This window comes from Aridibaculum aurantiacum (genome assembly GCF_017355875.1).
GTDB lineage: Bacteria > Bacteroidota > Bacteroidia > Chitinophagales > Chitinophagaceae > Segetibacter > Segetibacter aurantiacus.
Map to the genome: position 1 here is coordinate 1,682,746 of NZ_JAFEWC010000001.1, position 21,372 is coordinate 1,704,117.

18 protein-coding genes are annotated in these 21,372 nt (G+C 42.6%); 10 read left to right on the forward strand and 8 right to left on the reverse strand.

Translation table 11 applies throughout. The features are described from left to right. Positions 1-116: 116 nt before the first annotated feature. Both tmk and J4N22_RS07060 read right to left on the reverse strand, forming a co-directional pair. Positions 117-749 (reverse strand): dTMP kinase, encoded by a 633-nt coding sequence (gene tmk / locus J4N22_RS07055; RefSeq protein WP_207493223.1) that lies wholly within the window; start codon positions 747-749, stop codon positions 117-119. A 54-nt stretch (positions 750-803) separates the two neighbouring features. Continuing rightward, positions 804-953, reverse strand: coding sequence for a hypothetical protein (locus J4N22_RS07060; RefSeq protein ID WP_207493224.1), 150 nt, complete (start codon positions 951-953; stop codon positions 804-806). 110 nt (positions 954-1,063) lie between these two features. On the opposite strand from J4N22_RS07060, the gene J4N22_RS07065 reads away from it, so the two are divergent. Beyond that, complete coding sequence (locus J4N22_RS07065; protein WP_207493225.1) at positions 1,064-1,534, forward strand: FKBP-type peptidyl-prolyl cis-trans isomerase; 471 nt, start codon at positions 1,064-1,066, stop codon at positions 1,532-1,534. 120 nt (positions 1,535-1,654) lie between these two features. On the opposite strand, the gene mnmA is transcribed toward J4N22_RS07065, so the two are convergent. Further along, positions 1,655-2,758, reverse strand: coding sequence for a tRNA 2-thiouridine(34) synthase MnmA (gene mnmA, locus J4N22_RS07070; protein WP_207493226.1), 1,104 nt, complete (start codon positions 2,756-2,758; stop codon positions 1,655-1,657). Between the two features lie 315 nt (positions 2,759-3,073). Between mnmA and J4N22_RS07075 the strand changes: the two genes are divergently transcribed. The 6 genes from J4N22_RS07075 to J4N22_RS07100 all read left to right on the forward strand — a co-directional run bounded on the left by J4N22_RS07075 (position 3,074) and on the right by J4N22_RS07100 (position 9,960). Next, positions 3,074-4,063 (forward strand): YihY/virulence factor BrkB family protein, encoded by a 990-nt coding sequence (locus tag J4N22_RS07075; protein WP_207493227.1) that lies wholly within the window; start codon positions 3,074-3,076, stop codon positions 4,061-4,063. 142 nt (positions 4,064-4,205) lie between these two features. Further along, positions 4,206-4,655, forward strand: a complete 450-nt coding sequence (locus J4N22_RS07080; protein WP_207493228.1) for a single-stranded DNA-binding protein — start codon at positions 4,206-4,208, stop codon at positions 4,653-4,655. Positions 4,656-4,735: 80 nt separating this feature from the next. Next, complete coding sequence (locus tag J4N22_RS07085; protein WP_207493229.1) at positions 4,736-6,970, forward strand: GH92 family glycosyl hydrolase; 2,235 nt, start codon at positions 4,736-4,738, stop codon at positions 6,968-6,970. Between the two features lie 115 nt (positions 6,971-7,085). Further along, positions 7,086-8,159: an Ldh family oxidoreductase gene (locus J4N22_RS07090; protein ID WP_207493230.1), complete on the forward strand. Its 1,074-nt coding sequence runs from the start codon at positions 7,086-7,088 to the stop codon at positions 8,157-8,159. 180 nt (positions 8,160-8,339) lie between these two features. Next, on the forward strand, positions 8,340-9,596 hold the full coding sequence (locus J4N22_RS07095) for an aminotransferase class I/II-fold pyridoxal phosphate-dependent enzyme (RefSeq protein ID WP_207493231.1): 1,257 nt from the start codon (positions 8,340-8,342) through the stop codon (positions 9,594-9,596). 100 nt (positions 9,597-9,696) lie between these two features. Beyond that, positions 9,697-9,960 carry a hypothetical protein gene (locus J4N22_RS07100; RefSeq protein WP_207493232.1) on the forward strand — a complete coding sequence of 88 codons (264 nt, stop codon included), beginning with the start codon at positions 9,697-9,699 and terminating at the stop codon, positions 9,958-9,960. Positions 9,961-10,125: 165 nt separating this feature from the next. Here the strand turns inward: J4N22_RS07100 and J4N22_RS07105 are convergent, their stop codons facing one another. The 4 genes from J4N22_RS07105 to J4N22_RS07120 form a co-directional block, all read right to left on the reverse strand. Next, a complete protein-coding gene (locus J4N22_RS07105) occupies positions 10,126-10,374 on the reverse strand; it encodes a hypothetical protein (RefSeq protein ID WP_207493233.1) in 249 nt (82 codons plus the stop codon). A gap of 66 nt (positions 10,375-10,440) precedes the next feature. Beyond that, on the reverse strand, positions 10,441-10,800 hold the full coding sequence (locus tag J4N22_RS07110) for an MmcQ/YjbR family DNA-binding protein (protein WP_207493234.1): 360 nt from the start codon (positions 10,798-10,800) through the stop codon (positions 10,441-10,443). A 20-nt stretch (positions 10,801-10,820) separates the two neighbouring features. Beyond that, positions 10,821-11,564, reverse strand: coding sequence for a GLPGLI family protein (locus J4N22_RS07115; protein WP_207493235.1), 744 nt, complete (start codon positions 11,562-11,564; stop codon positions 10,821-10,823). Between the two features lie 11 nt (positions 11,565-11,575). Further along, positions 11,576-14,374, reverse strand: a complete 2,799-nt coding sequence (locus J4N22_RS07120) for a TonB-dependent receptor (protein ID WP_207493236.1) — start codon at positions 14,372-14,374, stop codon at positions 11,576-11,578. A gap of 166 nt (positions 14,375-14,540) precedes the next feature. On the opposite strand from J4N22_RS07120, the gene glgB reads away from it, so the two are divergent. From glgB to J4N22_RS07135, 3 genes are all read left to right on the forward strand, one after another. Beyond that, entirely contained in the window at positions 14,541-16,586 is a 2,046-nt protein-coding gene (glgB, locus tag J4N22_RS07125; RefSeq protein WP_207493237.1) for a 1,4-alpha-glucan branching protein GlgB, read from the forward strand. Positions 16,587-16,662: 76 nt separating this feature from the next. Next, a complete protein-coding gene (locus tag J4N22_RS07130) occupies positions 16,663-17,688 on the forward strand; it encodes a tetratricopeptide repeat protein (RefSeq protein ID WP_207493238.1) in 1,026 nt (341 codons plus the stop codon). Positions 17,689-17,919: 231 nt separating this feature from the next. Beyond that, the gene (locus tag J4N22_RS07135; protein WP_207493239.1) at positions 17,920-20,370 is read left to right on the forward strand and encodes an outer membrane beta-barrel protein; all 2,451 of its coding nucleotides are present in this window, start codon (positions 17,920-17,922) and stop codon (positions 20,368-20,370) included. A gap of 58 nt (positions 20,371-20,428) precedes the next feature. Here J4N22_RS07135 and J4N22_RS07140 read toward each other — a convergent pair whose 3' ends face one another. Next, entirely contained in the window at positions 20,429-21,298 is an 870-nt protein-coding gene (locus J4N22_RS07140; protein ID WP_207493240.1) for a helix-turn-helix domain-containing protein, read from the reverse strand. Positions 21,299-21,372 lie beyond the last annotated feature (74 nt).

Here is a 21,372-nt window from a genome sequence, read left to right on the forward strand (position 1 = left end):
TTATTATTGCGTGTAGTGGCTAAAAAATCCTGCCAGTAAGTGGTCTAGCTACTAGAGAATCAATTATTGATCGACCATTCTAAGTTGGTATTTTGAATAAAACTTATCTAATGCAACTATACTTTTTTCTCCTGCAATTGCTCCACCTGCTGCCATATAGCATTGGCTATAGCATCCATTTCCTGGTCGCCATTTATTGAAACAATGTTTTCAACATCTTTTAGTTTTTCAAAAGCTTCCATGAATTTTGCACGTACCTGTACCAGGTTTTCCAACGTTTCGTATAACTCCACGTTTTGCCTGTTCCTGCTTACACGTTGCATAGATATTTCAGGTGGTACATCGATGAAGATATTTATATCAGGACGAAGGATATCAGCGCTCATGGCATTAGCCGCTATTACCCAATCCATGTCCATATGAGTACCATGGTAGGCATACGAGGAAAAATAGTAGCGATCGGTAATAACGGTGAAGCCGTCTTCCAGTTTTTTTACAATGCCATCTTCCTCGTTTAATAAATGATCTAGTCGATCGGCTACAAAAAGGCCTGCAATGGTCCGATCATCAGCTTTCATTTCTCCTTTTAGGATGCTGCGGATCATAGCACCAATAGGGCGTGCTGTAGGTTCACAGGTGGTATAAACTTTATGACCTTGCTGTGTCATTCGTTCAGCCAGCAGTTTTGTTTGTGTGCTTTTTCCGCTTCCGTCAATTCCTTCAAGTGCTATAAACAGGTTTTTGCGCATTGTATCTCGTTAATGCGGCAAATGTAAAGGAATGGACCAACCAACTAAAGAAGATTAAGTTGGGTTGTCTGTTCCTTCTACTTCCAGTGGTTCATCTGGATCGGTCAGTCCTTTTAGCTCAGTGATCTGTGGATCCGACTGTTGCTGCTTCTTTTCATTCTTCGTTTCCTGGGCTTCCGTTTTTTTGTCATCAATATTGTCCATTGTTTCTTTTTCCTGCTTTGTGTACAGAAAGTGTGCCTCCTCAACCGTGAAGGGTTTTCTGGTGAGTTATGTACATATCACTTAATATTGCAGGCATAAAATTGAGACGTATGAAAAAGAGCCTGCTTGTTTTGGTGTTGCCTTTGTTGCTAGTATTTGGTTGTAAGAAAAAAGACGAACCAGTTTGTGCTGATGTAGTTGCTTCTGTACCTCCTTCACAAATAACTGCATTGCGTGCGTATATCGCCAATAATAATATCACAGCTGAAGAAGATCCGCGAGGTTTCTTTTTTAGAATAGAAGCAGCAGGATCGGCAAGGAAACCTACACCTTGTTCTTCTGTAACGGTTGATTATACAGGTCGCTTAACTACCGGCGGTACTTTCGATTCAAATCCTAACGCCACCTTTAGCCTTAACAGCGTTATTACCGGTTGGAGATTAGGTGTGCCAATGATTGGTGAGGGCGGAAAGATCATTCTTTACCTGCCACCAGCGCTGGGATATGGATCTTCGCCTGCAGGCAGTATTCCTCCTAATTCTACTTTGATATTTACTATAGAACTGAAGAAGGTGAATTAGAAAACACGACATATTCATAAAAGAAAGAGCGGCTGCATCAATTTGCAGCCGCTCTTTTATATTGTAAAAAGAAGGATGTTACTTCTTTCCTCCTATAAGTTCTATTTGTAAAGCATTCTTTTACACCAGGCTTCCACGCTGGATAATTCCTCCTGCTATCACGTCATCACCTTCATAAAATACTGCGCTCTGGCCGGGTGCTATTCCTTTTACATTTTCGTAAAAAGAAACTTTCATTCCTCCATCTTCAGGATATAGGTTACTCAGGCTGCCGCTGTCTTTATAGCGGATCTTAGTTATAGCTTCCATACCCGGAGTAATGACATCGTACTTGCCATAGTTCAATTTGCCAACCATCATTGAGTTCTGTTGCAGGTCAGCTTCATCACCAAGTACTACGGTATTGGTTTCCGGAATGATGCGCGTTACAAATACAGGTTTACCCAACGCTACTTCTAATCCTTTGCGCTGGCCAATTGTATAAAATGGATAACCACGATGAGTGCCTAAGATCTTTCCAGCCTTATCAACAAAGTAGCCACCATCTACTTTTTCTTCCAGTCCTTCTACTTTACGCTTTAGAAATCCGCGGTAATCATTATCTGGTACAAAGCAGATCTCGTAGCTCTCGCTTTTTTTAGCTAGTTCAGGATACCCCATATCGTGCGCCATTTGCCTAATTTCCGTTTTGTGAAAAACACCCAGCGGCATAATGGTCCGGCTTAATAATTCCTGGTCTAAACCCCACAGTACATAACTCTGGTCTTTAGTGGCATCTTTTCCTTTGCTGATAACGTAGCGTCCATTGTCGTGCTGACGCACCTTTGCATAGTGACCAGTGGCAATAAAATCGCAATTCATAGCATTGGCTCTTTTCAGCAATGCCCTCCATTTTATGTGCGTATTGCACATAACACATGGATTAGGCGTGCGACCAGCCATATATTCTTCTACAAAATTCTCTATAACAAAATCACCAAATTCTTCGCGTATATCTAAAATGAAATGCGGAAAACCATGATGAACAGCTGCAGCACGAGCATCATTGAAACTATCAAGATTGCAACAGCCGGTTTCTTTTTTACTGGTACCCGCACTGGCATAATCCCATGTTTTCATGGTAATGCCTACTACTTCGTACCCTTCATTATGGAGCATCAGAGCCGTTACGGTACTATCAATACCGCCACTCATCGCTACCAAAACTTTTCCTTTACGGCTCATGAACAAAAACTTTAGCTGGCAAATTTACGTGATGCTGAACTAACAGGTAGAATAGTGGCAGGTGCATTCACTGTAAAACCTTCCGATTTAAGGAATAAATAGCAAACCATTCCAATTGAACAGTCAGCGAACCCAATTGTTAATGAGAAAATTCTTCAATGAATAGTTCAAACAGTTTACAATGAGAAACAAGTTGTAGAAGGCTTGATTTTGTTAGCGTGCAGTTCGAGTTGCCAAAAGTTGCTATCAGTAACTACTATAGCTGCTGCAGGAACCAAGCCGCCAATATCCGTACTATTCTAAAAATCAAATGGTATGCAAGAAAAAATTACTGCGAAAGGTTTGTTTGGAGTTTTGAAAGAAGCCGGTAAAGGTTTTGGGCGCGATAAAGTGCCAAAGCTGAGTGGCTCGCTTGCTTATTATACAATCTTCTCACTAGGTCCCATGCTGTTGATCATGATATACCTGGCAAACCTGTTTTGGGCCGACCAGGCAATTGAAGGGAAGTTAGTAGGACAGTTAGGTACACTGATAGGTGAAGGAGCAGCCAAACAAATTCAAGAGATCATCATCAATGCCTCGCTCGATGAAACAAGTACGTTTGCCGCTGCGGTCGGCATTACTACGCTTATCATTGGTGCCACTACCGTTTTTGCCGAGATACAGGACAGTATCAATATGATTTGGAACCTGCGTTTAAAAAAAGATACGGGTTGGTGGAAACTGGTTCTAACGCGGATATTATCATTCTCCATTGTCATTGCACTTGGATTTCTGTTGCTGGTCTCGCTAATTATCAACAGCCTTCTGGAAGGACTAATGGATAAGATACGGGAAGAGTTTCCCGGCATGGCAGTCACTGTTATTTACATTATCAACCTGCTACTTACTTTATTGGTTACTACCACACTCTTTGCTATTATTTATAAAGTATTACCGGATGCTAAGATCAGGTGGCGCGATGTAGCAGTAGGGGCGTTGTTCGCTGCTTGTTTATTTATGCTGGCAAAGTTTGGGATCACCTTTTACATAGGCCAGAGCAACATTGGCAGCGCCTATGGTGCAGCGGGTTCATTGGTCGTACTCATAATGTGGATCTATTTTTCCTCGATGATATTATACTTTGGTGCAGAGTTCACCAAAGCATATGCTTTGAAATATGGTGGTGAAATAACACCTAATGAATATACCGTTACCATTCAAAGGGTAGAGGTAGAGAGCAATAAGAAGAGCATCCAGGAAAATGAAGCCGATAGTGAAGAAACTCAAAAACAAACGCAGGAGCAAAAAGATATGGAAGCCTAAGTCATAGATTACATGTAACCAGCAACTCTGCCTTCCTTTACCTGGCAATCCTGATTTTCAGAAAATTAGCCGGTGATAGTTTCTTTTACTTCACCAGAAATTTCACTTATTTTGCTGATTACCATTTTAAAATATTAATGTTATGATTAAGCTACAAGTAATTGGAAACCTTGGTAAAGATTGCGTTGTCAACAATGTAAACGGCAAAAATGTTATCAATTTCAGCGTGGCCCACACAGAAAAGTTTAAGGATAGCCAGGGTCAGCAAAAAGATAAAACCATTTGGGTAGAGTGTGCTTACTGGACGGATCGTACCGGTATTGCACCTTATTTAAAAAAGGGTATCCAGGTATATGCAGAGGGTACACCAGACATCAGGACTTATACTACCAATGATGGACGCCAGGGCTCTTCATTAAGCTTACGCATTAGCAGTGTACAATTGTTGGGTGGCCGCGGCGAAGGACAATCACAAGATCAACCGGGAGGCTACCAATCAGGCTCAAACAACTACAATCAAAACTATTCTCAACAGAATTCACCGGTTCCTGCCAACGAAATCACCGAACCTTTAGACGATCTACCTTTCTAGAACCTATATTCACAATTTTGAAGAGGGTGGCGCTTTATTGGGCCATCCTCTTTTAATTTGCAGAAGTTTAAACCTATTTAATGAAAAGATGCCTCGTGGTGATGGCTGTGCTTTTGGGCGCAGTGAGTGGAAGTTTTGGACAACAACGATTAGTTGATTTCGTTAATCCTTTTATTGGTACGGGTGGTCACGGACATACTTATCCCGGCGCGACATTGCCCTTTGGTATGGTGCAGGTAAGCCCCGACAACGGCACCCAGGGTTGGGACTGGACAAGTGGTTATCATTATTCCGACAGCATCATTTCAGGTTTTAGCCATACCCACCTTAGTGGTACCGGTATCGGCGATCTTTGTGATATATCAGTTCTTCCCGTGGTAGGAAAGCCAGACACTTGCAAAGTTTACAGCACATTTGCACACAAAGAGGAAAGAGCCAGCCCCGGTTTTTATGGCGTACGCTTACGCGACTTCCAGGTATATGCAGAAATGACCACCTCCCTGCGGAGCGCATTACATCGTTATGCATTTCCAGCCAGCAAAGAATCCGCAATACGTTTAAACCTTGGCTTTGCCATCAACTGGGATAAAACAACAGATGCAAGTTTTAAAAAGATAAATGACACCACTTTCGTAGGCTACCGTTTTTCTACCGGTTGGGCAAAAAACCAGAAAGTGTTCTATGCCATCAGGCTGAGTAAGCCGGTTAAAAGCACTACAGTTTTTTTAAATAAATCTGAGACAGACAAAACAGAGGTAAAAGGTGATGACATCATTGCTTACCTGAATTTTGATACCAAAGCTGGTGAAGCTATCCTGATGAAAGTAGGGATCAGTTTTGCTGATATAGAGGGGGCACTCGAAGGCCTGAACGAGATCAAAACGTGGGATTTTAGAGCGGTGCGTAAAGGCGCTTCTGATCTTTGGGAACGTGAGCTACGTAAGGTGCAGATTAATACGCCAGATAAAAAAACAAAGGAAATATTTTATACCGCCCTGTATCATACCTACCTGGCGCCTACCATCTTCAGCGATCGTTATGGCAATTATAAAGGAGTAAAAGGTGATATCAGGAATGGTAAAATGGTCTTGTCGACACATTCTCTTTGGGACACTTTCCGTGCAGCCAACCCGCTGCTCACCATTACCCAAACAGAAATGATAGGGCCCCTGATCAACAGCTACCTCGCCTTCTATGATCAGTCAGGCTATTTGCCAGTATGGGATCTTCATTTTAATGAAACAAATACCATGACCGGCTACCATGCTATACCGGTTATAGCAGATGCCATTCTCAAGAACATTCGTGGTTTTGATTATGACAAAGCCTATGCTGCCATGAAAAGAAGTGCAGCACAGAACATCCGTGGTACTGAGTGGTACCGCAACTTTGGTTTTGTACCTGCCGATAAAATGAACGAAAGCGTAACCATCAGCCTGGAATATGCATTTGATGATTATTGTATTGGCCAGGTAGCTCGCAAGTTGAAGAAGTACGAGGATACAGCACAGTTTAACAAGCGTGCCCGTTACTGGAAGAATTTGTTTGATGAAAAAACAGGTTTCTTCAGGGGTAAGAATATGAATGGAAAATGGGTAGAACCTTTTGACCCATATGCTACCTATCCTGAAGGAGAGAAACATCCATATACAGAAGGAAATGCATGGCAGCACAGTTTCTTTGTGCCGCACGATGTAGAAGGGCTTCGCCAGAGTTTTGTTTCTGAAAATGGTCTGGAAGCCAAATTGGATTCTTTATTCACTACCTCATCTAAACTTACTGGTAACCCTGCGCCGGATATCACTGGCTTAATCGGGCAGTATGCGCATGGTAACGAACCGAGCCATCATATTGCTTACATGTATAATTACATACAGCGGCCTTGGAAAACGCAGGAAAGAGTAAGAGAAATCATGGAGAAGTTTTACAACAATACTCCCGATGGTTTGGTTGGTAACGAAGACTGCGGGCAAATGAGTGCATGGTATGTATTCAGTGCGCTCGGCTTTTATCCTGTTAATCCTGCCAGCGGGCAATATGTATTTGGCAGCCCAATAGTCAATGAGGCCATCATGCTTCTGCCTTCCGGAATGACTTTTAAAATGGTGGTGGAAAACAACAGCCCACAAAACAAGTACATACAATCTGTGACACTTAACGGTAAGCCATACACGAAGAACTACATTACCCACCACGACATTATGATTGGCGGCATGTTGATCATTAAGATGGGAAATGTACCTAACAAAAAGTGGGGCGTAGAAAATGGTGACCTGCCAAGAAGCATGACAGCACCATTGGTACCTAAAGTATAACAACAAGTGATTTATAATGCAAGGCTGTCGCAAGGCAGCCTTTTCTTTTTGTTCAGTATTAAAACATGAGGAGACGGTGACAGTTTAGGTTCTTCTTCTTCCTTACTTTGCAGCCATGACCACTTTTACTTACGACCAACTATATTCTTTTTCCTACAATGTTTTTAAAGCTATGGGATGTTCTGATGAACATGCCGAAACAGCCGCTAAAGTTTTGGTTAGTGCCGATATAAGAGGAGTTGACAGTCACGGTGTGGCACGCTTAAGTGGTTACGTACGGCTTTGGGAGGCAAAACGAATAAATGCTAATCCTACATTGAAGATTGTGCACGAAACACCGTCAACAGCTGTGGTAGATGGCGATGCAGGCCTGGGACTTGTAGTAGCTCCCTTTGCCATGCAGGTAGCCATTGACAAAGCACAGCAAGTTGGAACAGGGTGGGTGAGTGTGAAGAACAGTAATCATTTTGGTATTGCCGGCTACCACGCCATGATGGCGCTGCAGCACCAGATGATAGGAATAGCAATGACTAATGCAAGCGCACTGGTGGCGCCTACCTTCAGCATTGAAAAAATGTTGGGTACAAATCCTATAGCAGTGGCTATTCCTGCAGGTAATCAGCCGCCGTTTGTAGCTGATTTTGCTACCACCACAGCTTCTAATGGAAAGCTGGAAATTTTACAACGTAAACAAGCTGAGGCACCGCTTGGCTGGGTGCAGGATAAAGAAGGTTTTGAAACTACGAATGCCAATGCTTTAAAAGATGGTGGTGCAATGCTGCCATTGGGTGGTGACCGCGAACACGGCAGCCACAAAGGATATGCGCTTGGAAGTATCGTTGATATCTTTTCTGCTGTACTAAGCGGGGGAAGTTATGGGCCTTGGGCACCTCCATTTCCTGCATATATACCCTTGCCAGATAATATGCCGGGGCAAGGATTAGGTCATTTTTTTGGTGCTATGCGTGTGGATGCTTTCAGGCCTGCTGATGAGTTCACGCAGAACATGGACAACTGGATCGAGCGCTTCAGGCAGGCTAAACCTGCACCGGGGCATGAGAAGGTGATCATACCCGGAGACCCGGAAAGGGAGATGGAGGTAGAGAGAATGAGCAGCGGGATACCAGTGGTAGATCCTGTAGTGACAGACCTTGTAGCCGTAGGACAGAAGTTTGGCATCAGCCTGTAACCGCTGTTGAATATCATGCTTTCTGTTGGTGCCGAACCCTTACCTTTGCCCGAATTTTTGGAAGGGAAGTTGTTGCTGATGTAGAAGATAATGCTTATTTGTACAATGACATTAGCTCACCACCTCCCGGTAGTTTGAAACCTAAATCAAAAATCTAAAATTTAAAATCTACAATATATAATGGCAGACGTTTTTGCGAAACTTGTAAAAGATGGTGGACCAATAGGGCAACATATGGATCGGGCTCATGGTTATTTTGCATTTCCTAAACTGGAAGGAGAACTGGGACCGAGGATGAATTTTAGGGGAAAAGAAATGATCGTGTGGAGCCTGAACAATTACCTGGGCCTGGTAAATCATCCTGAAGTAAGACAAGTAGACACCGAAGCGGCTGCAAAATATGGAATGGGTAATCCTATGGGTGCCCGTATGATGAGTGGTAATTCTACCAAGCATGAAGAACTGGAGCGGGTTATCAGCAAGTTTGTAAATCGTGAGGATACCATGCTGCTCAATTTTGGCTACCAGGGTATCATGAGCTGTATTGATGCACTGGTTAATCGCCGCGATGTTATTGTTTACGATGCAGAATCGCATGCATGTATAGTGGATGGTGTGCGCCTGCACATGGGACATCGTTATGCTTTTAAACACAACGATATAGATGATTGCGAAAAGCAACTGCAGCGTGCTACTGAGATGGCCAACAAGAATGGCGGTGGTATTTTGGTGATCACTGAAGGTGTTTTTGGAATGGATGGTGAGCAGGGTATACTAAAAGAAATAGTAGCTCTTAAACAGAAATATGAATTCAGGGTGCTGATAGACGACGCTCATGGATTTGGATATATGGGACCAACAGGTGGTGGCGCCGACGAAGCGCAAGGCTGCCAGGATGGTATAGACCTGTATTTTTCTACGTTTGTAAAAAGCATGGGTAGCATTGGTGCATTCATCAGTGGACCGAAGAATGTTTTGAAATACCTGCGCTACAATACACGCAGCCAGATCTTCGCTAAAAGTTTACCGCTATTGATAGTAGAAGGTATGCTGAAGCGTATGGAGATGGTGATCTCTATGCCTGAATTGCGTGAAAAGCTTTGGTACAATGTGAACCGCCTTCAGGAAGGATTGAAAGCACGTGGATTTGATATTGGCAATACCAACAGCCCTGTTACGCCTATTTATATGAAAGGTGATGTGCCAGAGGCTACTGCTATGGTAATGGACCTTAGGGAGAACTACCACATCTTCTGTTCCATAGTGGTTTACCCCGTTATTCCAAAAGGAGATATCATCTACAGGATCATTCCTACCGCAGCACACTCTGATGAGGATATTGATCTGACATTGAAAGCTTTTGAAGAAACCAAAAAGAAGCTGGATGCGGGAGAATACAAGAGAAGCGAGATACCAGATATGGCAGAAGCAATCTAATAATATATAGATATTACAATTTTTTTCAGCCCCGGTTTATGCCGGGGTTTTTTGTGCAGTAGTGGTTATGGCTACTGCTCTTTTTCAATACATTTAGCCAATGAAGAAGTGGTACACCCGCATAACGCTTTTCCCCCTGTTGTGTGCGCTGGCAGTATTGGGTATGTTGTTCTTTTTGGTAGCAGAAAGAAACAGCCCGGCTGAAGTGCGTTATACATTGCTGGTGCTACTGCTTCCGGTGGTGCTGGGAATGGTGGTGGCAGACCTTATTTTACGCAAGATCATCAAGCGGCTGCTGTGGTTGTGGGTGGTTGAGATAGTGCTACTACTAGCCGCATTTTATGTTTGGATTGTGATGGAGTAGTGAGGAGCGAGGAGTATTAAGTCGTTAGTCGTAAGTAGTAAGTCGTAAAAATTAAGTAGTGAGGTTATAAGTAATAATTACAAAGAAATTTCTATCAAACAATAAGTATTTAGAATCAAGCATCCAGCTTCTAACATCCAACTTCTAACCTCCAACTTCCAACTATTACTCCTTTGTCACAAACTCCTGCAGCCTTCTCGCTAGTACAGACTGCAACTCTATCAGCCTTTCATTGTCTTTATCTTCTATGGTAAAAACAACTTTACGCGGTGCTTCTACATCAAAAAAAAGATCAGTAGGAAACTCTCGTACCATTGCAGCATCAGTAAGATGAACAGCAATGGGTTCATCACTTTTCGGCCAATCCACGTTTGCTTTTACTCTCCTGTCTTCAAATTCAAAATATAAGATCATCGTGCAAAAGTATGTGGAGGAGCAGTAAAAATAATTGTGCCTTTATTGATCATTTGATTTACCAGTTTACTGCTTGTATTTTTCAGCAAGTTTGGCTGGTGCTACATTGCAGTAAGCAGTGGTGAGTGCATCATGTAGCATTTGTGGTATTACCTGGTCCAGTTCAATGATCGTCCAGCCTTGCCTTCCCCATGTGCCTGCTACTGGGTAAATGATGGATTTTTTGTATGCGCAAAAAACAGATTGCTCCAGCTCCGATAGCTTTACTACCGCTTGTTGCTTTTTTATATCAAGCGTAGCAAAGATCTTCTTCCTGATCCTGAAGGAAGGTTTCTCAAAATGTGGCTGTTCAACTGCCTCTTCAAAAGCAAGAGCCATTGTCCTGAATTCTTCTCCGGTAACCATAGCAAAAAATAAAAGCAGCATAACTGCTGCTTCATAAATATCTATATAATGATCTGCCACATGTTCTTATCCCGCCATTTGCCCCAGTTTTTCATTGCTCCCTGCAGTACCTGGTTCAGGTTCGATAAGTTGGTTTTCTTTCCCTTCTTAGGCGCCACCAGTTCCTGGTCTTTTACATCGTACAACTCCAGTTTGGTAGCAAACCAGGTGGTATTCATTCGAGGAATAGCTACCCCGAGTATCATACCTGGTAAAGCATTCAAAGATTCAGGGCCTCCGGTAGTTGTTATCTGGTCAGTATAAAATGCAAAAACAAATACAGAATCCATGAGGATGGTAGTTGCTTTCCTGCATTCAAAACCGGCGATCATCCTGGTGTCTGCAGTAATTTTCCAGTCCAGCTTGGTAATAGTATCGGTGATGTTGAAGACCTGTTCAAACACGGCTTTCTGACTGGTGAATTGTTGTTGCTGCAGGTCAGTAAAAACAATATTGTCATTGGCCGGTCCATCAATCCATTCAGGAACTTTTTGACCTCCTACGTTCTCTCTTCCTGGTTTGAACACCGTTTTCTGCCCGTTGAAGTATAGGTCGAAATAATTTGTTTTAATGGGTGGAACAGCCTTCTTCATCATTTCTCTCCAGGTGCCATCCTCATCATTATCCAACTGCTTGTGCAGGTTCACCTTCTTCTCAAACTCTATTTTGCCTTTGGCTATAAACTGTGGTTGCGCAAAGGACGCAGAGGCAAACAATATTGCTATTAATGTTATAAATAGTTTCATCCTTAATTTTTTTAGTTGCCAGGAGCCATGCCTGCTGGTGATTTACTAAAGTTCCATACGAAGCTGAGCAAAAAATAACGGCGCAGGTTCTGGTAGGTATCTTCCCTTACCATGTTGGTGTTAATGATCCTGTTGAAACCGCGGTTCTGATCAAGAATATCAAAAGCCTGCAAACGGATCAGGCCCTTGTCGTGCTTGAAGAGTTTCCTTCCAATATGCCCGTTCAGCAGTACAACGTTGTTGTTCTGGTTAAATGTTGCCGTGCGCTGGCGCAGGTTTATCTCAGCATTGGTATTAATCTCGAACTTGTACGGTAGGGTAATGTTGAGACTGAAGTTGTGAAACTGTGTTATATAATCTGTTTCTATATTTCGGTTGATAGAAGACGTGGCAGTATTGAAGCGAACATTACCGTAGTACTGTACGTCATACTTCTTCTCCTTAAACTTGTATAGCGAGAAATTTAAACCGTATGCTTTATTGTCTGTTACGTTTGGCCGGCCATTTACAATGCTATTGTTGTGGTTCACATTCAGGCTAAAGCCAATACTCATGTTCAGGTCTATTTTCTTCAACTTCATATTATAACCACCACCTGCATTACCATTGTAGTTCCCGTTCAGGTTCACAAACTGGTATGTTCTGCGACCAATAGAATCGCCGCTGGTAGCTGTTGTTTCACTAACAGAAATAGCATTTGATATAAAACTATAAGAGCCGTAAGTGTGAATTCCACGCTGCTGCAATACTTTATACGAGTTGAAATTGAAATTGAAGACATGCCGGAATTCCTGCCGCAGATCAGGATTACCCAGGGCAATATTTAGCGGGTTAGTATTGTCGCGAATGGGTTGAATTTGTTCAATGGTAGGCTGGCGGGTATTTCCATTGTAGTTAATGTTAAACCTGCTGTTAGCATTGAACTTGTACTGGAACTGGCCGCGTGGAAAGAAGTTTCTGAACTGGTAGCGGTACATGCTGTCGTGCAGTACATCCTGTTGTTTAAAATTTGAAAAGGCTACATCGCCACCACCAGAAACATTTACTTTTTTGCTATTGTAACGCCACATCATTCCACCGCTGGACGTAAGCACATTAAAATCGAAATGATTACTGAACGTGTCATTGAGAATATCATACTTGCCGTTAAAACTCTTGTCGTACGATAGCCTGCGTGCTTCGCTGTTACTATGCCTTACGCCAGCACCAATTTCTACAAACAGATTTTTCACCACAGGCTCAGTGTAAGCTACTCTTGTAAAAAAACCTTTGTTGATAATGTTATTCATCTTCTGCTGGTCCACTGTATCAACGTTGCGGATGCCGCCACCATTTTCGTTGAAGAAGCGGTTGATGGAAAGCAGGTTTCCTTCATTATCGTTTTGGCGGTATTGCTGGTCTATAGTAAGAGAGATAGTACGACCTGCTTTTTTGAAACGCCTTCTCAGTAAGGCATTGCTGTTAAGACTATTGTTATTGCCAATACTGCTGGTAAAGCGGTTACTGTTATTTAACATAGCTCCATTGCCACTGGTAGTGCTGCTAATGAAGGTGCTGAAGGAGTTATTGGTGCCGGTAAATCCGTTGGCGATAATCTTAAGCGAAGTGAAACTATCTATCTGCCATTCGTAAGTTCCATTAGCTGCGTGCCTTTGTCTTGTATTGAAGAACTCACGTTGTTCGCGGTTAATGAACTGCCTGCCCGGCAAAATGCTTTGTGCTATTGTATTTCCGCCACCTTCTGTATTCAACTTATTATACCTGTAGCTGCCGTTGATGGATTGTTTATCACCATTTAGTTTATCAGAATAATGGGTGCCTGCGCTCCAGCTGGTAGGTATCCCTTGCCCAAAGAAAGAGCCATAGGAATCAAACTCATCACCACCACCTGAAGAATAAAAATAGCCGCCATCAGCATCATATTGCATGTTCGACTGGCCGCCAAACTTTTCGCTTTCCTCCCAGTTCAGGCCTGTCTTGCCGGTGCTGCTCATAATGCCATACAGCGACAATTTCTTTTTAGCTTTGAAGGAGTTCAACATCACATTGTTGTTCCACCTGTTCTCCGGACCTCCTGCCAGCTCTATTTTTCCAAAATAACCTTTCTTCTTGTCCTCCTTCATCGTCAGGTTAATGGTTTTTATAGAGGTTCCATCATCAATACCTGAAAATGCTGCCTGGTCACTTTTTTTATCAAATACCTGCACTTTATCTATTGCATCTGCCTGCAGGTTTTTAGTAGCCATTGTTGGGTCGTTGCCAAAAAATTCTTCACCATCTACCAGCACTTTTTCTACCCGCGTGCCATGCGCAGTCACATTGCCGTCTTTATCTACCTGCAGCCCCGGCAGCTTGCGCAGCATTTCTTCTACAGAAGCGCCTTCACGTACTCTGAAGCTGTCGGCCTTAAATTCTATGGTGTCACCTTTCATGCGTATGGCTGCTATGGTTTGCTTTACAAACACCTCTTCTAAAAGCCTGGAGCGTAGGGTGAGCGAAACGGTGCCAAGATCAAAAGGTTTATTTTCCTCCAGAACTACCTTATCAAAATAGTCAGCATAAGTTGGCATGGTTATCATGGCCACGTAATCGCCCGGCGCAAGACCTGCAATTTCAAATTTGCCGTCTTTGTTGCTTCGGGTATGTTTTACTAAAACAGAGTCTTTGGCTCGCAATACCGCTACGGAAGCGTTTTCTAATTCGAGATGATTGAGCGTGTCGGAAATGGAGCCTTTGACAGAAGAGGTTTGTGCATTGGCACAAAAGCCAGATGAAAGAAGTAGCAAGAGTAGCCACAGGTAATGTTTCATGCAGTGTTGTTTTGGAATAAGCAGCTGCAGCAAATAAATAGAAAACCATGTATGAGTTTCGTTAAATATTATCAATGGTCTCTATGGATTGATGAAGGAGAACGTTTTTTTAATTGTGAAGAGGTAGCAAGTATGCCTTTCTTATCTTTATAAAAACCAACTACGCATGGCTGAGAAAAAATCTAAGAGTAAAGCGCCCAAGGAAAAAGGTACACCAGCGGAATCAACAGCTAAGAAAGTAGTGAAAAAAATAGTAGAAGCGTTAACACCGCAGAAGCGTTATGAAGAGATACATTTTGTAGATACGCAAAAGCCGGTGTGGAATTATTCGCTTTTTACAGAAGAGGACATAAAGAACTTTCAACAAGGTACCCACTATAGCGTCTACAAATTACTTGGTAACAAGCAGATGGAAGTCCTTGGCCAACAAGGAACTTATTTTGCCGTGTGGGCTCCCAATGCTACCTATATTTCTGTTGTTGGTCATTTTAATAATTGGGATAAAGCTGCTCATCCACTGTTTGTGCGGCTCGATCATTCAGGCATTTGGGAAGGTTTTATTCCTGGTGTGTTAAGAGGTGAGGCTTATAAATACAACATCATAGGATACAATGGAGCTGCTGTAGACAAGGGTGATCCTTATGCGCATTTCTGGGAGAAAAGACCATACACAGCTTCTATTGTTTGGGATGCGGAGTATGATTGGAAAGATGATAAATGGATGAAGAACCGCAAAAAGCATAATAGCCTTAACTCTCCTTATTCAGTTTACGAGGTGCACCTGGCAAGCTGGATGCGGCCAATAAAAGATGATGAAGAAAGCTACAACTCATACCAGCAGATAACAGAAAGGCTGGTGCCTTATGTAAAGAAAATGGGCTTTACCCATGTAGAGTTTATGCCTGTAATGGAACATCCGTTTGATGGCAGTTGGGGCTACCAGGGAACAGGTTTCTTTGCACCTACCAGTCGCTTTGGTACACCGCAGGATTTTGCAGCCATGGTAGATGCTTTTCACCAGGAAGAGATAGGAGTGATACTGGATTGGGTGCCTTCGCATTTTCCGTATGATGCGCATGGTCTCTTTATGTTTGATGGTACGCATACTTATGAATATGCTGACATGCGCAAAGGTTTTCATCCCGATTGGAACTCGTACATATTTAACTATAAAAGGGGAGAGGTAAAATCATTCCTCATCAGCAGTGCAAGATTTTGGTTTGAGAATTTTCATATAGATGGTATTCGTGTAGATGCGGTGTCTTCTATGTTGCGGCTCGACTACAGCCGTAATGAGGGAGAATGGGAGCCTAATGAGTTTGGTGGCAACGGCAACCTGGAAGCAATTGCTTTTATCAAAGACCTGAATGAAACCATTTACCGCGATTTTCCTGATGTTCAAACCATAGCAGAAGAAGCAACTGATTGGCCTGGTATCAGCCGACCTACCTGGCAGGATGGATTAGGCTTTGGCATGAAATGGATGATGGGCTGGATGCATGATACACTGGATTATTTTAAGATGGACCCGATCTTCAGGCAGTTTCACCAGGACAAGTTCACGTTTAGTATGATGTACTACTACGATGAGAACTTTATGCTGCCACTAAGCCACGATGAAGTGGTGCACGGGAAAAGTCCAATGCTATATAAAATGCCTGGCGATGAATGGCAGAAGTTTGCCAACCTAAGGTTGTTGTATACTTATATGTTTTCCCATCCGGGTGCCAAGCTTCTATTTATGGGAAATGAATTTGCACAAACCAAAGAGTGGAACTATAAAACAGAGCTTAATTGGGAGTTGCTACAATACGAACCGCACCAGAAGATGCAGGATTGTGTAGCTGATCTGAATAATGTATACCGTACGCTTCCTGCTTTGCACGAAAAACAATTTAGTTCAGATGGTTTTCAGTGGGTGGATCTTAATCACAGATCAGAGAGCATAATGGTGTTTAGGCGCTGTGGATCAAAGCCTAAGGATGATGTTTTGGTCTTTTTAAACATGACCCCGCAGCCCCGAATGGACTTCGAGGTAACCGTAAAAGACAAAAAACAGTGGAAAGAGGTATTTAATAGCGATGATAGAAAATATTGGGGGACAGGCGACGTTTACAATATTGATATAAACGTAGAGGTTATTAACAAGAATGAAAGGCTGTATAAATTGCGCTTAAATTTGCCACCATTAGCAGGAATTATTTTGAAATGATGGCTTATTTTCTCAATTTGGGACGAAATTAGACGTTGATAACCAAGCGGTATTTATAATCCCCCAAGATTCCTACATGAAGAAACTATTTCTTGCAGCACTTATTTCAGGTTCATCTCTTTCGGCATTTTCTTTTTCGGGCAACGTAGATAGCGCAACTTTCTACCTGGGTAAAGCCGTAGAACTTTCACAGGCACGTAAAGTATGGGAAGCTGATAAAAACTTCCAGAAGGCTTTATTCTTCAATCCTACAAGTGATGAGATCAGGTTGGCTTATGCTGATTACCTGGTAGAAAACCGTAAATATTTTCCAGCAGTAGAGCAGGTAGGTAAAGTGCTTGAAAAAAACCTGAACAATCCTGTAGCATTGCAGAAAATGACCGACCTGAGTTTCCAGTTACGTCGTTGGAACGATGTGGTATTGTACGGTAACAAACTGGCTCAAACCGGTGGTGGTAACAAAGTAAAATACATGCTGGGAAAAAGCTACTACGAACTGGAGAACTATGGCCAGGCGCAGCGTTTCCTGAACGATGCTTTCAACGAAAATCCAAAGCATACAGAAGCGGTTACCTTACTTGGTAAAGTTTACATTGAGCTTAGCAACTACAAACAAGCAATTGCTGTTTACAACAAAACACTGGAACTTGATCCAAACAACAACCAGTTGATCTATGAACTTGGCTTGTTGTACTACGCAATGAATAATGAAAAGGAAGCTGCTAAGTATTTTGAAGTAGCTGCAGAGAAAGGTTACAAGACTGATCTTGATTATTACGAGAATTTAGGTCTTGCTCAACTAAGCTTCGACATCAACAAAGGAGTAGCTACTTTGAATAAAGTACTTGAAATGAGGCCAGGTAATCCTGAAATTCTGTTCCAGGTAGCGCAGGCTTATTACAAAGTTGAAAAGTTTGCTGAGGCAGCAACAACTTATACCAAGATCTTCGAAACTGATCCTAGCAACAGCCGCGCATTGTACATGAGTGGAGTAGCATACCAGAAGAAAGGTGATAAAAGCAAGGGTATCGCTCTTTGCGAGCAAGCGATCCGCATGGATCCAAACCTTGCACAATTAAAATCTGCGAAATCGATTTTTTAGTTTTAAGAATAAGTTTAGATGAAGGCGGCTTTCTAGTCGCCTTTTTTATTTGTGCTAAAATGGCTACAGCTTCTAATGTCATTTGATTAGTACTTCGTTATGTAAAAATCAGACAGGCGTTTTTTATAGCATCCATTCCTATTGTCGTTCATGAATTGTAAGAGATGATTGATAAATAACCAGCAGGCTATCATTAGCTTTTTCTCGTGTTTTGGCTGAAATACCTACACCATGAGAAGCACTATACTTTTATTGAGCTTGCTGCTTAGCCTTCAACTTTTCGCACAGCAGCCCGGGAGATTAGTCATCACCATACACAACACAGACAACACACCACTTGAAGGTGCTACTGTAGAATTATTACGAGCTGCAGACTCTGTGCTTGTACGATCAGCCGTTTCCGATAGAGCAGGTATAGCAGACCTGGAACGTATACCAGAAGGCACCTATCATGCAAGGGTAACAATGACTGGATTCGCTGTTACTAAAGCAGGCCCTATCTCCATCACCAAAGAACAGCCGGATGTAAAGTACGGGCCGGTAGTACTTTCTGTAAATACAACAGCTGAGTTGGGTGGCGTTACAGTCACTGCTAAAAAGCCTTTTATTCAAAAGCTAACGGATAGGCTGATTGTAAATGTAGAGAGCAGCATCATAAGTGCGGGCAGCTCTGCATTAGATGTATTAGAAAGATCTCCAGGTGTTTCTATTGATCAGAATGATGCGGTATCGCTGCGGGGCAGGCAGGGTGTGCTGATTATGATCGATGGTAAGCCTTCGCCCTTAGGACCCGCTGATGTTGCCAATTACCTGCGTGGACTTCCTGCATCAGCTATAGATCGCATTGAGATCATTACCAATCCTTCTGCTAAATATGATGCTGCTGGTAATTCTGGAATCATTGACATACGTATGAAGAAAGATCAACGACTTGGTCTTAACGGCACTTATACCGCCGGCTATGGCCAGGGAGTTTTTCCGAAGGCAAACGCTGGATCAACCTTCAACTATCGCAATAAGAAGGTGAACATGTTTGGTAACTACAACTACAACTACCGTAAGAACCTGAACCACCTGCTACTCGACAGGAGCTTTTTCACCAATGGCGTGCTCACCAGCTTTGATACCAAAGACAACTACATGACTGCACCCATGAACAGTCACAATGCGCGGTTTGGTGCTGATTATTTTCCGAGCAAGAAAACAATCATTGGCTTCGTTTTAAACGGCAACTTTGCAGCCATTGACAGAACAAATGATAACGTTGCGCAGGTGTTTGATCAACAAAGAGCACCGTCATTTAATTTTCTTACACATGCCACCAGCCTTGATAAGTTCGACAACATTGTAGGTAATGCAAACATCAAACACACGTTTGATAGCACCGGCAAGGAGTTGACTGCAGACTTCGATTATGGTGTGTTTAATAATCTTTCTTTATCAAGTACTGCTACAAGATATGTAGACAATCGTGGTTCAGTTTACCTGCCGCCTTATATACTTGATGGTAACCAGGATGGCAGGTTGACCATAAAATCTTTTAAAGCAGATTATGTAAATCCTTTGCCTAAGGGAGCTAAGCTGGAGGCCGGATTTAAAACCAGTTTTGTATCATCGGATAATGATGTGCGTTTCTTTGATGTAAGCAATGGCACACCGCAAAATGATGTGCAGAAAACAAATCGTTTTTTCTACGACGAGAACATCAATGCTGGTTACCTGAATGTAAGCAAGCAGTTTAAAAAATGGAGCCTGCAGGTTGGCTTGCGTGGTGAAGAAACAAACATCAAAGGACGCCAGGTGGTAAATGATATGCGTTTTGACTCAAGTTACTTCCAGCTGTTTCCAAGTGCCTTCCTTACATATAATGTTGCTAAAGATCAAACACTTGGCTTTTCTGTCAGCCGTCGTATAGATCGTCCCGGTTATTCACAGTTAAACCCATTCCAATTCCTGATAGATGTAACATTGTATAGCACAGGCAATACGCGGTTGTTGCCGCAGTTTACCTGGTCTTACGAAATGAGTTACACGCTGAAGCAGTTGAACTTTACTTTAGCCTATAGCCGCACTAGGCAGAACATGACGACTGCAATCCTTCGTTACAACGATGTATTCCCAAGTAATCCTGCAGCAGATAATGTGACGGTGCAGATACCACTAAACCTTGAGTCGTCTGATTATGTAGGTCTAAATATTGCTGCGCCGGTGCGGGTAAACAGCTGGTGGAATATGATGACCAATGCCGATCTATTTTATATTCATTTCAACAGCAACATTGCCAATACGCCACTAAGCAATGGAACCCCATCAGCAAGGTTGTCCAACAACAATACAATGACACTGGGTAAAGGCTGGACATCTGAATTAAACTTTAATTACAACAGCCCGGGCCGCAGTGGCTATATGGAATTTCGTTCTTCATGGGGACTGGCTGCAGGTATACAGAAGAACGTAATGAAGAACAAAGGAACGGTTAGGTTCAATATCAGCGACATCTTCTGGACGAATCTGCCACGCGCTACCATTACCTATGGAAACTACATAGAGAATTGGCGTGCGTATAGAGAAACACGTGTTGCCAATTTAACCTTCACGTACCGGTTTGGAAACAATAAAGTGCAAGCTGCACGCCGTCGCATTACTGCAAGTGAGGATGAGAGAAGGAGAGCAGGAAATTGATAATCTAAATATGATGATGATAGAAAGGTGGCAGCAATGTCACCTTCTTTTTTACCTGCTAGTAATCAATTATACCATTGCCTTTTAACAGCTGCATGTGAGAGCTAATGTTCGCCATCTTATGACCTGCAAGAAATTGCTTTGCATGCTTAAAGAAGTGACTATAATCAAAATAGCCGAACGATCTGTAATCAAAAATAGCAGGGTCACTTACGAATTCTGACAACGCTTTGCGTATGCGCATGATCTGCAGCGCCTGCTTACAACTTATACTTGTAGCGGATTCAAAATAACGCTGAAGCGTACGCGTACTGATGCTGTGTTGTTGCGCCAAAGCTTCTACAGGTGTTGTGTAGTTCGTACCTTCTTCACTGTTCAGGATGCTCGTTACTACATCTACATACTTCAGTGAACCTTCGTACTGCTTTACCACATCTTCATAATAATTAGAAATGGTCTGCACACGCACATCAAAAGTAGCTGCTTGTTTTACTGCATGAATAATTTCCCGCGGCATGAGGTACGACAGCGGGAAGATGTAGGTATACTCAGAGAAGTTGATCTTCTTTTCGAAGATGATAGGAGAGACTTTGAACTTGATGCCAAATAAACGATTGCCTGCAGAATGAATAGTGCTGATGTTTCTGAAACGAGGGAGGAAACCATCGTTCTTCATAGCGAAGCTATCATCGTTCAGCTGCATGTTGAATGGCGTACCGAGGTTGATAAGGTAGGTATAACCAACATTTGGAAATAGTATATCTGCAAAACCATTAGGGTACTGTTGCCACAGGTTTTCAAAGTCCGTTTCCCAAAAGAAATCAATGAATTTTGAAAGCGACTTCTTTGCTTTCTTTCTATGGTAGTGCTGGTGAAAATGATCGCGGTGGAAGAATTCTACATGCTGATCCGGTGCGGCTTTAGCCATAGGTTTTAATCGTTTTTGAAGGAGAGTGAAACACTACACTTTCTCCTGCAATAATAACCGTTATCCAACGTTGC